General features: G+C 60.9%; 12 protein-coding genes, 1 tRNA gene and 1 pseudogene. 6 read left to right on the forward strand and 8 right to left on the reverse strand.

The genetic code is table 11. The features are described from left to right. Nucleotides 1–84: 84 nt before the first annotated feature. The 4 genes from secDF to SJ05684_RS06640 all read left to right on the forward strand — a co-directional run bounded on the left by secDF (nucleotide 85) and on the right by SJ05684_RS06640 (nucleotide 4,460). Complete coding sequence (gene secDF, locus SJ05684_RS06625; protein ID WP_095694223.1) at nucleotides 85–2,631, forward strand: protein translocase subunit SecDF; 2,547 nt, start codon at nucleotides 85–87, stop codon at nucleotides 2,629–2,631. 2 nt (nucleotides 2,632–2,633) lie between these two features. Beyond that, nucleotides 2,634–3,020: an Mth938-like domain-containing protein gene (locus SJ05684_RS06630; RefSeq protein ID WP_034854616.1), complete on the forward strand. Its 387-nt coding sequence runs from the start codon at nucleotides 2,634–2,636 to the stop codon at nucleotides 3,018–3,020. Nucleotides 3,021–3,044: 24 nt separating this feature from the next. Next, the gene (locus SJ05684_RS06635; RefSeq protein ID WP_034854615.1) at nucleotides 3,045–3,887 is read left to right on the forward strand and encodes a phytoene/squalene synthase family protein; all 843 of its coding nucleotides are present in this window, start codon (nucleotides 3,045–3,047) and stop codon (nucleotides 3,885–3,887) included. 108 nt (nucleotides 3,888–3,995) lie between these two features. Next, a complete protein-coding gene (locus tag SJ05684_RS06640; protein ID WP_034854614.1) occupies nucleotides 3,996–4,460 on the forward strand; it encodes a hypothetical protein in 465 nt (154 codons plus the stop codon). 3 nt (nucleotides 4,461–4,463) lie between these two features. Here SJ05684_RS06640 and trmFO read toward each other — a convergent pair whose 3' ends face one another. The 5 genes from trmFO to SJ05684_RS06665 all read right to left on the reverse strand — a co-directional run bounded on the left by trmFO (nucleotide 4,464) and on the right by SJ05684_RS06665 (nucleotide 8,771). Then, nucleotides 4,464–5,882 carry a methylenetetrahydrofolate--tRNA-(uracil(54)-C(5))-methyltransferase (FADH(2)-oxidizing) TrmFO gene (gene trmFO, locus SJ05684_RS06645; RefSeq protein ID WP_034854613.1) on the reverse strand — a complete coding sequence of 473 codons (1,419 nt, stop codon included), beginning with the start codon at nucleotides 5,880–5,882 and terminating at the stop codon, nucleotides 4,464–4,466. A 102-nt stretch (nucleotides 5,883–5,984) separates the two neighbouring features. Then, the gene (locus tag SJ05684_RS30910) at nucleotides 5,985–6,128 is read right to left on the reverse strand and encodes a DUF1127 domain-containing protein (RefSeq protein WP_083846127.1); all 144 of its coding nucleotides are present in this window, start codon (nucleotides 6,126–6,128) and stop codon (nucleotides 5,985–5,987) included. A 409-nt stretch (nucleotides 6,129–6,537) separates the two neighbouring features. Further along, nucleotides 6,538–6,681: a DUF1127 domain-containing protein gene (locus tag SJ05684_RS06655; RefSeq protein WP_083846126.1), complete on the reverse strand. Its 144-nt coding sequence runs from the start codon at nucleotides 6,679–6,681 to the stop codon at nucleotides 6,538–6,540. Nucleotides 6,682–7,813: 1,132 nt separating this feature from the next. Continuing rightward, entirely contained in the window at nucleotides 7,814–8,419 is a 606-nt protein-coding gene (locus SJ05684_RS06660; RefSeq protein ID WP_034854612.1) for a general stress protein, read from the reverse strand. Between the two features lie 37 nt (nucleotides 8,420–8,456). Further along, nucleotides 8,457–8,771, reverse strand: a complete 315-nt coding sequence (locus SJ05684_RS06665) for a PepSY domain-containing protein (protein WP_034854611.1) — start codon at nucleotides 8,769–8,771, stop codon at nucleotides 8,457–8,459. A 152-nt stretch (nucleotides 8,772–8,923) separates the two neighbouring features. Here SJ05684_RS06665 and SJ05684_RS06670 point away from each other — a divergent pair. Continuing rightward, nucleotides 8,924–9,395, forward strand: a pseudogene (locus SJ05684_RS06670) (ATP dependent DNA ligase); the annotation flags it as partial. 93 nt (nucleotides 9,396–9,488) lie between these two features. Here the strand turns inward: SJ05684_RS06670 and SJ05684_RS29960 are convergent. Beyond that, nucleotides 9,489–9,692, reverse strand: a complete 204-nt coding sequence (locus SJ05684_RS29960; protein ID WP_034854610.1) for a hypothetical protein — start codon at nucleotides 9,690–9,692, stop codon at nucleotides 9,489–9,491. Nucleotides 9,693–9,975: 283 nt separating this feature from the next. Here SJ05684_RS29960 and SJ05684_RS30295 point away from each other — a divergent pair, with 283 nt between their 5' ends. After that, on the forward strand, nucleotides 9,976–10,239 hold the full coding sequence (locus SJ05684_RS30295; RefSeq protein ID WP_244426635.1) for a hypothetical protein: 264 nt from the start codon (nucleotides 9,976–9,978) through the stop codon (nucleotides 10,237–10,239). Between the two features lie 649 nt (nucleotides 10,240–10,888). Here SJ05684_RS30295 and SJ05684_RS06685 read toward each other — a convergent pair. Together SJ05684_RS06685 and SJ05684_RS06690 are read right to left on the reverse strand one after the other, a co-directional pair. Further along, a complete protein-coding gene (locus tag SJ05684_RS06685) occupies nucleotides 10,889–11,116 on the reverse strand; it encodes a hypothetical protein (RefSeq protein ID WP_034854608.1) in 228 nt (75 codons plus the stop codon). A 482-nt stretch (nucleotides 11,117–11,598) separates the two neighbouring features. Then, nucleotides 11,599–11,681 (reverse strand) — tRNA-Leu (locus SJ05684_RS06690). Nucleotides 11,682–12,017 lie beyond the last annotated feature (336 nt).

Consider the following 12,017-nt stretch of genomic DNA (forward strand, 5'->3'; position numbering starts at 1 on the left):
GATCTTTGCGCGTCTGAAAGGATGCGCGGAGCTGTAGCGCATCGGCCCGTGGAGCCGTAGGCTTGGCGATGGAGCATTCGACGCATGCCCAAATTCTCGCCGCTGAAGAACGCCGTCATCTGGCTCGTCGTTCTGGCTGGTTTTGCCTTCGCTTTGCCGAACCTCCTCCCCGAGGAGCAGCTTGCCGGTTGGCCGAGATGGCTGCCGCATCGCCAGGTCCCGCTTGGGCTCGATCTGCAAGGCGGTGCCGACATCACGCTGAAGGTCAGCCGCGAAGACATCGTGGCCGAGCGGTTGGATGCGGCCATCGATGCGATCAGCCGGGCGCTAAGGGGCGCTGACATCGGCTATACTGGCCTGGCCGGCAGGGGGCAGGTCATTCAGCTTCGGCTTCGCGACGCTGCGAAGCTGCAAGACGCACGCGAAGCCTTGCGCGCGTTGACAGCGCCCGACAATGAGCTGGTACTTGCCGCTGAGCCATCGACGCCGGAGGGGGCGCTTCGCTTTCACCTGACCGACGAGGCTATCGATCGCCGCGTGGCCGAGTCGGTGTCCCGCTCCACCGAAGTCATTCGCCGGCGTGTTGGCGAGGTCGTGCCCGTGGAGCCGGCGATCGAGCGCCGGGGCGACGGCCGGGTCAGGGTGCAAGTACCTGGATTGGATGACCCGCAACCGCTGAAGGATGTCTTGAGCCAGCGCGGGACCGTCAGCTTTCACTGGCTCGATTTGTCGATGCGGGGTGAGCAGGCGGTCGATCAGCGACCGCCGGCATCGTCCGAAGTTCTTTATTCCCTTGACGATCCGCCCGTTCCCTACTTGGTCGAAAAGCGCGCACTTGTCGGCCCGGATGATTTTCTCTCCGCGCAGCCGGTCTCCGATCCGTCGACCGGAGAGCCTGCTGTCGACGTCACGCTCAAGCCAGAGGCCCTGTCCCGGATTGCACCGACGCTGCAGGCGGATGCGGGGCGGCAGTTCGCAATCGTGCTCGATGGGCAGGTCGTATCGACGCCTACCGTCGCTGATGCGTTCAGGGGCGACACGGCCCGGATCTCGGGCACCATGTCCGAGGAGGGGGCGAACGATCTCGCTGTAGTGCTGCGGGCCGGTCCGCTGCCCGTTTCCCTGACGGTCATCGAGGAACGGACCGTCGGACCCGAGTTCGGCATTGATGCCATCGAAAACGGCCTGAAAGCAGGATTGATAGCTGCGCTGGCCGTTGCGGCTTGCATGGTCGGCTTCTACGGTTTTTTCGGGCTCGTCGCCGTGGCGGCGCTCGTCGTCAACGTCGTGCTGATCATCGCCGTCCTGTCCCTGCTGGGTGTGACGCTGACATTGCCCGGCATCGCGGGAATCATCCTTACGATCGGAATGGCGGTCGACTCGAACGTCCTCATTTATGAGCGGCTGCGCGAGGAGGCACGCAACAGCAGCGAACCACTGCGAAAAGCGCTCGACAATGGCTTTTCGCGTGTATTGAAAAGCATTCTCGACGCAAATCTCTCGATATTCGCCGCGGGTGCCCTGCTTTTCTTGCTCGGGTCCGGCACCATACGTGGCTTTGCGGCAACGCTTGCCATCGGCAGCATCACCACCATCCTGACGGCGCACAGCCTGACGCGTCGCCTCATTCGCGGCTGGTATCGGCGGCGTCGGCCGCGGCACCTGCCGAGAGGCATTCGCACTGGCTTCTTCGCTGAAGCCGATATGCGCTTCATGGCCATCCGCAACCCGGTCTTCATTTTGATGGCGGCGCTTTCGCTTTCGGCGTTTGTCGTGCTGGTCGGTGTCGGCCTCAACATGGGTGCCGATTTCAAGGGCGGCTCGCTTGTCGAGCTGCGCGCGAAGACGGATGCCGCAGACATCGCCGACATTCGCGCGCGTCTTGACGAACTCAATCTCGGCGAGGCCCGCGTTGAGCGGCTCGGCTCTCCGCGCGACGTTCTCGTTCGCATTCCTTCGCAGGACGCTGGCGACAATGCCGAACAGACCGCGGTGACATTGCTGCGCGCCGAGCTCGAGGATGAATATGTGCTTCGACGCGTGGATGTGGTCGGGCCGGCGGTTTCCGGGGAACTGACGCGGGCGGGAACGATAGCCCTCGCAGCCGCGATGCTGGCCATCATCCTTTATGTAGGGCTTCGATTCGGCTGGCGGTTCGCTGTCGGCGCCATCGTCGCAATGCTCTGCGACGTGCTCCTCACGCTGGGTTTCCTCGTCGTCACCGGGATGGAGTTCAACCTCGTAAGCATTGCCGCGCTGCTTACGATTGTCTGCTACTCGCTGAACGATACGATGGTGGTTTATGATCGCATCCGCGAGAATCTCCTACGCTACAGGAGGATGCCGCTTTCGGTCTTGATCGACACGTCGATCAATCAGACCCTGTCCCGTACGGTTCTGACGGCCGTGACAACGGCGCTGGCGCTTGCCGCCCTTTATCTCTTCGGCGGCAGCCGGCTTGTCGAATCCTTCAGCGCAATCCTCCTTTTCGGCGTGCTTGTCGGTACACTTTCCTCGATCTATATCGCGGGGCCGGTGCTCATTCTCTTCAATCGCCGAAACAATCGACTCGATAACGAGTTGGGAGAGCCGGAAGCGACGCCGGAACAGACAGCAAGGGGTGCATCCTGACGATGGCAAAAGGCATTGAAATGCGCGAAGCGCATTTTCCGGGACGCGCACCGATCGACGCCTATGGCAATGGCGGATTCCGCTTTGCCGACATGTCGCATCGCGGCTCGGTGCTGATGCTGCCCTCCGGCATCTACGCCTGGGACGTGGTGGAAGGCGATCCGCTGGCGATCGCCAAGTTCCAGCGCATCTTGCAAGAGGCGCATGAAATCGAAGTGCTGCTCGTCGGCACCGGGCGTGAAATCCGTCGCTTGCCCGCGGATCTGAAATCGGCGCTCAAGGCGGCCAACATATCCTCCGATCCCATGAATACAGGCGCAGCGGTGAGGACCTACAATGTAATGTTGGCGGAATCGCGTGCCGTCGCTGCCGCGCTGATCGCGGTTTGACGAGGTCCGAAGGAAGTTCAAGCCGTGCAACAGCCAGACTCCCAGATTCTCGCAACGCTGCGGGATACCGACCGCGACCGCTATCTCGCCTGCCTTCTCTCGCCCCCGGAGAAGCGGCATTCCCTGGCGGCTCTCTATGCATTTTACGCCGAGATCGCGCGTGTCCGTGACGTCATTCGCGAACCCCTGCCGGGGGAAATCAGGCTGCAATGGTGGCACGACCTGCTCGGCAACGATCAGTCGACAGGCGAGGGGCATCCACTCGCCGAGGCACTGCTTGCCTGCATCCGTGAGCACCGCCTGCCGGTCGCCGTTCTACAGGACATGATCGACGCACGGATTTTCGATCTTTATGACGATCCCATGGGGGACCGGTCGGCTCTGGAGGGCTATGCCGGCGAGACGGCATGCGCGCTCATCCAGCTTGCGTCCCTGATAATTGATCCGGAGAATGCCGCTGCATCGGCGGAAGCGGCGGGCCATGCTGGCGTCGCCCAGACGATCGCCGGCCTGCTGCTGCTTTTGCCGCTGCACTGCCGGCGCGGTCAGGTCTATTTTCCGGGCGAGATCCTGCGCGCGACCGGCCTCGACAGGGAGACGCTGCTCGAGGCACGCGACGAGGAGGCGATCGGTCGAGCCGTGCGCGCATTCTGCGGTCTCGGCCGTGACCATCTCATGAAGGCCCGCAGCAGCATGGGTTCGATCTCCAAGCGGAACTTCGCGGCCTTTATTCCGGTCGCCTTGGCCGGGCCGGTCTTCGACCGCGCCGAGGCTGCGGCAGGGAGCATTCTCAAGCAGGCCATTCAACCGCCGCAGTGGCAGCGGCAATGGTGGATGTGGAGGGCCAGCCGGCGGCGGCGCTTTTAAGCGAAGGCACCGGCGGCCGATCTGCATCTCCGTGCAATTGGTCAAGTTGGCGCAAGTCTGAAGCGCTAGACCTATCGGAATCCTGTCGCCTGGAAGAGGCCCGCGTCAATGCTGTGGTTGCTGTTCATCGCTGTGGTTGTTTGCGCCGGCGCATTCTATATGCGGATGAATGCGCGCGCGGAGCGCGACGTTGCCAACCCGGATGCGGGCCTAGCGATGGTGGAATTCGGCCGCGCCTTTCCGGAGGAGGCCATCCGGGCCTTGCACTCGACCGTCGACAACAGGGCGATCTTCCTGCGCCTGCACGACGGCAAGGCCGGCTTTATCCAGTCTCACGGCTCGCATTATGTGTGCCATGTCATTCAGCCGGGAAAGGTGCGGGTAAACGGCTCCGAAAGCGGCCGGGGGCTCATCGTGCACTTCCCGGATTTCGCCTACCTGGACAATAGCTTCGAATTCAGGACGGCCGCGGAAGCAGCCGAGGTTTCGCTTTGGCTGCTCGGCAGCTTCAGCCCCCAGTCGGATTTTGACTCACCTGCCGAAGCCGGCCAGACGGCACAGGCGCGGGAGTGAGCTTCAAGAGGTGCTTCCCAGCCAGGCCGCGCAATCGGCGAGCGCGCGTGACGCCGTCGCCTGCTTCTTTGCAAGTGCCTTTTCCTTGCCGCGGAATCGCTTGGCTCCTTCGGGCTTGGTCACTGCGCCGGGCTCCAGGGGTGGGAACAGGCCGAAATTGATGTTCATCGGCTGGAATGAGCGCTTGCCCGGCTCGTCGTCGGAAACGACGTGGCCACCGGTGATGTGGTTCAGGAGCGAACCGAAGGCAGTGGTGGCCGGCGGCACCGAGGGTGCTTCACCCTTACGCTCCGCCGCGGCGAAGCGGCCCGCGAGCAGTCCGATGCTGGCACTTTCCACATAGCCTTCGCAGCCGGTGATCTGTCCGGCGAAACGCAGGCCCGGGCGCGATTTCAGCGTCAGCGAGCGGTCGAGCAGTGTCGGCGAGTTGATGTAGGTGTTGCGGTGCAGGCCGCCGAGGCGAGCGAATTCAGCGTTCTCGAGGCCGGGAATCATTCGGAAGACCTCCGTCTGGGCGCCGTATTTCAGCTTCGTCTGAAAGCCGACCATGTTGTAGAGCGTGCCAAGCGCGTTGTCCTGGCGGAGCTGGACCACGGCATAGGGCTTCACGCCGGGATTATGGGCATTGGTGAGGCCCATGGGCTTCATCGGCCCGTGGCGTAGCGTTTCCCGCCCCCGCTCGGCCATCACCTCGATCGGCAGGCAGCCGTCGAAATAGGGTGTGCCTTCCCATTCCTTGAAGCCGGTGGTGTCGCTGGCAAGCAGCGCATCGAGGAAGGCGTTATACTGCTCCTCCGTCATCGGGCAATTGATATAGTCCTTGCCCGTGCCGCCGGGGCCGACTTTGTCGTAGCGCGACTGATACCAGCAGATGTCCATGTCGATCGTCTCGGTATAGACGATCGGGGCGATGGCATCGAAGAAGGCGAGCGCATCGGCGCCCGTTTCCTGGCGAATGGCCTCTGCAAGACCGGGCGCGGTCAGCGGCCCGGTGGCGATGATGGCGAGATCCCACTCCCTCGGCGGCAGGCCGGTTATTTCCTCGCGCACCACGGTGATCAACGGATGGCTATCGATGGCCGCGCTGACGGCCCCGGAGAATCCCTCGCGATCGACGGCAAGCGCACCGCCGGCCGGCACCTGATTGCCGTCGGCGGCGCGCATGATCAGCGACCCCGCCAGGCGCATTTCGGCATGCAGCACGCCCACCGCATTGCTGGTGGCGTCGTCGGAGCGGAAGGAATTGGAGCAGACGAGTTCCGCGAGCCCGTCGCTCTTATGCGCATCAGTGCCGCGCACACCGCGCATTTCGTGCAGGACGACCGGTACGCCGGCTTCGGCGATCTGCCAGGCGGCTTCAGAGCCGGCAAGCCCGCCGCCGATGACATGGATGGGAGAAAAGGAGGAGGAGGTCTTATTCATGCGCGGCTTCCTACCATAGCCGTCTCTCGCTTCCAATTGCGAAGAAACGAAAACGGCGCCCGGAAGGCGCCGTCTTGGTAGGTGTGAAGGCTCGGTCCCGATTTAGCGGAAGGAGCGGGACGCAATGTTGCGGATATCGTAGCGGGTGATGCCGATATCGTTGAGAGCGTGGTTCGACAGGCCGCCCAGTTCGGCGACGGTGCGGCGGTAGTTGATCCAGCTTTTTGCGATACGAATGGGGTTCATGGCCGTTTTCCTCAAGATCTGTTCGCGACAGTGATTGTCTGCGTCGTTGAGGTTCTTATACGCTTGTCCAACGGCAAGATGGAGTGCAAAGAAAATGCATCTGCTATGCATTTGTGCACTGCATCGCTGAATTCCTGTGCAAAGATCGCTTCCGCTCGAAAATGTCTCATCCCTATTCCGTTCAGGGATGACGCGACCCTAGCCGCCAACTCCATGGATTGCTTTGCTTTTTGGGAAATGTCGCACACTGCCCATCGGAGGGCGCGGTGGGATACGCAGAGGCGAACTGCGTTCCTTCGCAGGTGCGAGATGCAGCCGATCTTCTTGACGGAACCAGATACAAAAAAACGCCCGCCGGCGGAGCCGGAAGGCGTTTTCGATGCCGTTGTCGGCGAGGAAGCTCGGAAGCTTACTTGACAGCCTGGCGAGCGACGTAAGGGATGTCGGCGCGGCCGATGCCGAGGTCGTTCAGTTCGCGGTCGCTCATGCGGCCGAGTTCGTTGCAGGTCTGACGGTACTTGCGCCAATTGTTGAAAGAACGCGTGAAGTTCATGATCTATCCTTTCCAGGGTCCTGCCAGCGCTTCTGTCTTGCTGGCCCTCATCTCATGGAGGGGAATATAATCGATTTGTATTCTCGAAACAGAGACGATGCTGCATCGCACCCATGCGAGTTTTGCATTCCTCTTCCTGCCGTTCACTTGCCCTTGATCTTCGGGCCACGCGGCTGCAACGGCCCGCGAAATCACGAATGACGGCAAAAAACACGCTCGATGCGAGGGGAAAAAAACAACGCCCGCCAGGGGAGGAGATCCGGCGGGCGTTGCCTGTCCTGATTGGCAACGGGAGGAGGAGTGCTGCCAATCCGTCTCGGGAGCGCTGGGAGGAGGAGGGCGCTTCCCGATCGATGTTTTGAACATAGGCGTGAACCCCTGATTTGTGTAGGGCGAAGGGGGAATGGCACCTATGCGAAGATTGCATGTCTGCGCCGTGTCCTCCCGCGAAACTGCTTCGATATTGTGCCGCCGGGCAGTGCTGAGGCGTGAAAGGGGAGATAGTAGCAGGGACAAAAATAACGCCCGCCGGGGGAGGAGGTCCGGCGGGCGTCATATAGACGATTGGCAACCGGGAGGAGGAGTGTTGCCAACCCATCGAAGCGGCGCCGGGAGGAGGATAACGCCGCGTCGAATTCCTTCGAGTTCATACTCGAGTCTTCATTACTTGACGGGAGACCAATCCCGTGGCTCCCTGGCTCGTAAACCCTGGTCGCCTTCGATGGTTCCAGTATAAAACGTCGGCCCGGCTTGTGCAGTGCAATATCGACATGGAAGATATGCACTGCGCGCAAAACGCTGTCGTTGGATTTTCAGGCGGCGGGGAAGATATTTGGCGCGCTGGGGTCGGTGTTGCGGTCCGCAGGCGATATTGTCGGTGCTCGGCGATGTTTTGAGATGTCGCCCGGAGGCCGCGACTTCCATGGGCGGTCGAGACCAACCTCAACGATCTCAGTTCTGATATGCGGCTGGTTCGTGACATACTGCAGCGCGCTTGGAAGACAATGGTCGGTCTTCTTCTGCAATCAGTCGATGATACCGGCCCCGACGCAGCGCCCGTGGGGAAAGAGAGAAGGGCGCTGCTTGCAGTGAGGCGCAGGTGTGTCGGCCGGTCGGTCTGGCGTGAGAGGCATCACCCCCGCATGCTGCGATAACGCTCACGCTCTCGTTCGACCTCATCGAGCGAGTACGGGTCGGCATTTTCGTCAAACTGCGTCCATCCCTCTTCAGCATAAATACTCCTGCGCGCGGCAGGATCGACGCGGTTTCGTTGCTTCAGAATCGTTTCTGCTTCAGGCACAAGACTTTCGTCTACCCGTGCCGTCACCAGGGCGCCCCCTCGACGAACGCCCTCGGCGTAAACATGGGCGTCTTCTTCATCGACTCCGGAGTCCGTCAGCGCACCGATCAGGCCTCCGGCGGCGCCACCGGCCACCGCACCTGCGGCCGCACCGGCGGCAGTGGCCGCAAGCCATCCGGCTGCCACGACCGGTCCGACACCGGGGATTGCCATAAGACCTAACCCCGTCAGAAGGCCGACCACGCCGCCTCCGGCAGCTCCGAGACCAGCTCCGGTGGCGGCACCTTCGGCTGCGTCTGAGCTGTCGGCGGAGTACCGATCGCCTATGTTGCTTGCAACAATGCTGATATCATCGGAAGGTACACCTGCCTCTGCCAATTCCCTCACGGCGTCGCGGGCATCGTCATAATCGTCGAAGAGCCCTGTTACGGTTCTCATATTCATTCTCCCTTGGAGTTGAGGAGGGTTTGACGGCCTACTGCGCTGTCACGTTGCCCTGATAGTCTAGGGCGACGGAAACTGATTTGCCGTCCTTCATTGCAGTTGCCTGCCACACACCGTTCTCATCGAGCTTCAGCCCGTTGACGTCGGTGTATCCGGCTTCTTCGATCCGTTCCTGCGCTTGGGCTTCAGTGAAACTATTCGCGCCTTCAACAGGGGCCGTTGGGTTTTGCGAGTCCGGCGTTGCGACTGCAGGCGTATCTCCCTCTGCTGAAGGTGTGGTCTGCGCAAACGACGCCGTGGCCACAGCGCCCATCAGCGCTGCTGCAAAGATAATTGTGTTTTTCATTATTTGCCTTTCACGAAAGATCTGGGTTGATCCCGCGCTAGAAACCCCTCGGTCGGCGAATAGTTCCAGCGGTATCATTGAAATGAGGGTGTGCCATGGGGTCGACTGTGTTCGACTTCGTTACCGGGGACTATGGCACTATCGGCGCCGGTATAAAATGGGACGGCTACCGGCTGGCCGTTCACATCGAACCGGGAAAGGTACGGATAATTCCCGCGGCGGCTACGACTGGACGGTCCGCTTCGCTTCGATCGCGGCCGAGGCGGGTCAGCTCGGTTACGAGAGGTTGATTCTCGACGGTGAGGCGGTGATGCTGGACGATCAGGGGCGGTCAGATCTCGGCACGCTTCAGCGAGCCCTCGGCACGCGACCTAGCCTGCATGGCCTGAGCTATGTCGGCGGCTGTGGCACTGGCTGCACTTATTTGGAGTCGGCCAAGCTACGCGAGCTGCTCGACCAGATTGTCACCGATCGGCCTGCCGTGTCGCTGAGGCGCAAGGCCGCCGTCTTCACGCAGCCGCTGCTCGTCGCGGAGGTCGAATATCGCGCTTGGACGGATGAAGGCAAGCTACGACATCCGTATTCAAGGGGATCAGGGAGCGGGCGGAAGATGCGACGAGCTGAATTAGCAGCGGTGGCCGGTGACAGGACGGAGTGTTCTCCCCTGTCGACTACCGGAAAGTGCCTGACGCGCCCCGTCTTTCGGCCGCTGTGGGGCTACTGCTGCTTGGGCATGACGCCCTTGTTTACCAGCCATGCCTCGAAGGTGTCCGGACATCCCTCGTTAGCCCACTTTCCGCGGTACGAGAAGCCAGGGCCGGTACGCCCACTGCCGTTGAGCCCTTCATCGGTGAGGTGATCGGTTCCACCTACCTTGTGGACCTTTCTGGGATGCTTCTTCTTCAACTTTGCGAACTTCATTGCCTGCCTCCCACTCAATACAAACCGAGAGGGCGTAGGGTCTCACAGTCTAGGTTGCAGTCAAGGCTTAGGGGCGCCGCCCAAAGGGGCTACGCGCGCATAGACTCTTTGACCGCTACACGGAATAGATGTATGAATTAATCAGCGTACTACTTCTATCTGAACGGTAGTTAAATTCCCGATGATGACCACTGTAACGGCCATCGTTTCCGAGCTATTCCGCGCCGCCAATGAGGTCCATCATCTCACCCCGTTGACGGCACGCCGGCTGTTGGAGCGCGCCGTGGCGGTGATCCGCGACATGCGGGAGCTAACGGCGGGCATCGAGGCAAACACCGCTGTCCAGGACGCCACTATCGCATTGTTGAAGGTTGCCATATCCGCTCCAGACCGTTCAGAGCGCGAAATCCGAAGCGCACTGATCGACGCCGCGGAAATCATCCGCCTCCTGAAGAGCGAGCGACATCGGGATGATGAGCTCGGCGAGAAAGAAGCAGACTTCCCTACGGCGGGAAAGCGCTCTGGCAACGGCTTGCCTGTGTCTTGATACCCGCCGCGCCGAACGTCCTGCTTACGCTCCCCTGTTCCCTTCAGCTTTGTCTTCCTCCTCCTCTAACCGCTGGAGGAGATCGACGAACATCCGGGGCAGCGGCTGGACTTTGAAGATAGGGAGGGATCGGAGGAATTCGGCGCTTTGAGCGGTTGCCATTTGCCACCGAATTTGCGCCGCCAGATTGCGATTGGGCACGGGTCTCACTCCAAACAATTCCAACCTGGAGCCGGGAAGATTGTTCCGCGCTTCCATACACATAACATAAAAGGCCGGGCTGGACACGACCTTTCATCACCCGCCCCATACGGCTCAGTGGTCAGCGGCAGACGCGCGTCTTGCCAGCCCGCTCATGAGCGACGAAAAAGCCCCGCACAATGGCGGGGCAATCCCGCATCGCATCCAGTTGCATTCATAGGATGCAAACTCAGCTCGTGCCTGACTATTTCGAATCTTCTGGAACTAGGCTTTGCCACTGGCGCATCGGTCCGAAAATCGTGGCCCATTTTCGGAAAGCTCGATGGGCAGATTTCAACGAGTTACCCCGACCTTTGCGCGTCTGAAAAGACGCGCGGCGTTAGGCCGTGGACTCCCGTACTCTTCAAGGGCGGCCATCTCGTGAGCACCGTGCGTGAGGCGTATCTTCCTATTCGCGCGTTTGCAGCTTGCGCTTCTTCGCAGGCCCTGCCGGAGCGTTCGCCGCGTCGGCCGCTTCCTTTTCCAGCCTCAACTGCTTCAGGCGGGCCGTCTTCTTCTTGCGGGCCGCAGCCTCCTGATCGATTACCGCTCGTGCAGCCAGCGTCGCCTGATCTGCGCGATCCGCCGGCTTCTTCTTCTCGGATTTGAAGAGCACATCGGTATTGGCGTTCTTCATGAACAACCTCCTTTCCGGATGGAAATAAAAAAGGCCGGGCGGACCCGACCTTTCTCATCATCTCGACCCACCAGTGCCAGTACATCCGTGGTCAAAGGCAGGGAGATGACAATCTCATTACGAGCGAGAGCAAATGTCTTCGATCAAGATCGAATGAAACTCTTATGTAGTTCACAATTGTGATTGTTCAAGGCATGACTGGGTCTGTTGTCGCCTCGGAGACTGCTTTATGAGAGCCGTTGCGATCATCGAGCTGAAAGTCGTGGCGGGGGCGGTTGGAGAATCCGACTTCAGCCGGAGAAGATCAGGGTTATTCTGAGGCAGGAAGAATATCCGAACGCCTGACGAGCCGAGCTCGATCAGATTAAATGAGCGGAGCGATTATCCACATCTTCTCCGTCCGAGCGGAAAGGTGGATTAGGGAGTGGATATAAAACGCCACATCTCTGCTAAGACGTTTATTAAGCAAGATACTGAAATATTGGTGCCCGGTGAGGGACTCGAACCCCCATGCTCGCGCGCTTGGACCTAAACCAAGTGTGTCTACCAATTCCACCAACCGGGCAGGCAAGGTGTTGGCCAAGCCTGTAGAACAATGACGGCCCTGTTGGCAAGTCTTGTCGCGTCTGCCTGCGAGTGGGCGGGGGCGGAGGCCAAGGGGCGTTGCGACTGCACTGGAGCGCGGGGCGCCTTGGAGGCAATTGCGGCTTTAGCCGCGCAGTTGTGCCGGAAATGCTTGCCATTCGCAGGCCAACGGGTGTATTTGGCGCCCGTGACACGCCGCGAACTGTGCCGTGTGCCCGCGATGCTCTGCCGAGCTTGGCAGCGCTGGCGTGCTGGTGCCCGCGTCCCGGGTTAGCGTGTCGTGGTATGGAGATGGCAAGTTCTCCAGGCGGCCGGG

Origin of the sequence: Sinorhizobium sojae CCBAU 05684, assembly GCF_002288525.1 — a bacterium.
GTDB lineage: Bacteria > Pseudomonadota > Alphaproteobacteria > Rhizobiales > Rhizobiaceae > Sinorhizobium > Sinorhizobium sojae.

What these genes read in the sequence shown, in the direction of transcription:
- secDF (WP_095694223.1), top strand. Translation starts at nt 85, where the DNA reads ATGCCCAAATTCTCGCCGCTGAAGAACGCCGTCATCTGGCTCGTCGTT.
- SJ05684_RS06630 (WP_034854616.1), top strand. Translation starts at nt 2,634, where the DNA reads ATGGCAAAAGGCATTGAAATGCGCGAAGCGCATTTTCCGGGACGCGCA.
- SJ05684_RS06640 (WP_034854614.1), top strand. Translation starts at nt 3,996, where the DNA reads ATGCTGTGGTTGCTGTTCATCGCTGTGGTTGTTTGCGCCGGCGCATTC.
- trmFO (WP_034854613.1), bottom strand. Translation starts at nt 5,882, where the DNA reads ATGAATAAGACCTCCTCCTCCTTTTCTCCCATCCATGTCATCGGCGGC.
- SJ05684_RS30910 (WP_083846127.1), bottom strand. Translation starts at nt 6,128, where the DNA reads ATGAACCCCATTCGTATCGCAAAAAGCTGGATCAACTACCGCCGCACC.
- SJ05684_RS06655 (WP_083846126.1), bottom strand. Translation starts at nt 6,681, where the DNA reads ATGAACTTCACGCGTTCTTTCAACAATTGGCGCAAGTACCGTCAGACC.
- SJ05684_RS06660 (WP_034854612.1), bottom strand. Translation starts at nt 8,419, where the DNA reads ATGAGAACCGTAACAGGGCTCTTCGACGATTATGACGATGCCCGCGAC.
- SJ05684_RS06665 (WP_034854611.1), bottom strand. Translation starts at nt 8,771, where the DNA reads ATGAAAAACACAATTATCTTTGCAGCAGCGCTGATGGGCGCTGTGGCC.
- SJ05684_RS29960 (WP_034854610.1), bottom strand. Translation starts at nt 9,692, where the DNA reads ATGAAGTTCGCAAAGTTGAAGAAGAAGCATCCCAGAAAGGTCCACAAG.
- SJ05684_RS06685 (WP_034854608.1), bottom strand. Translation starts at nt 11,116, where the DNA reads ATGAAGAACGCCAATACCGATGTGCTCTTCAAATCCGAGAAGAAGAAG.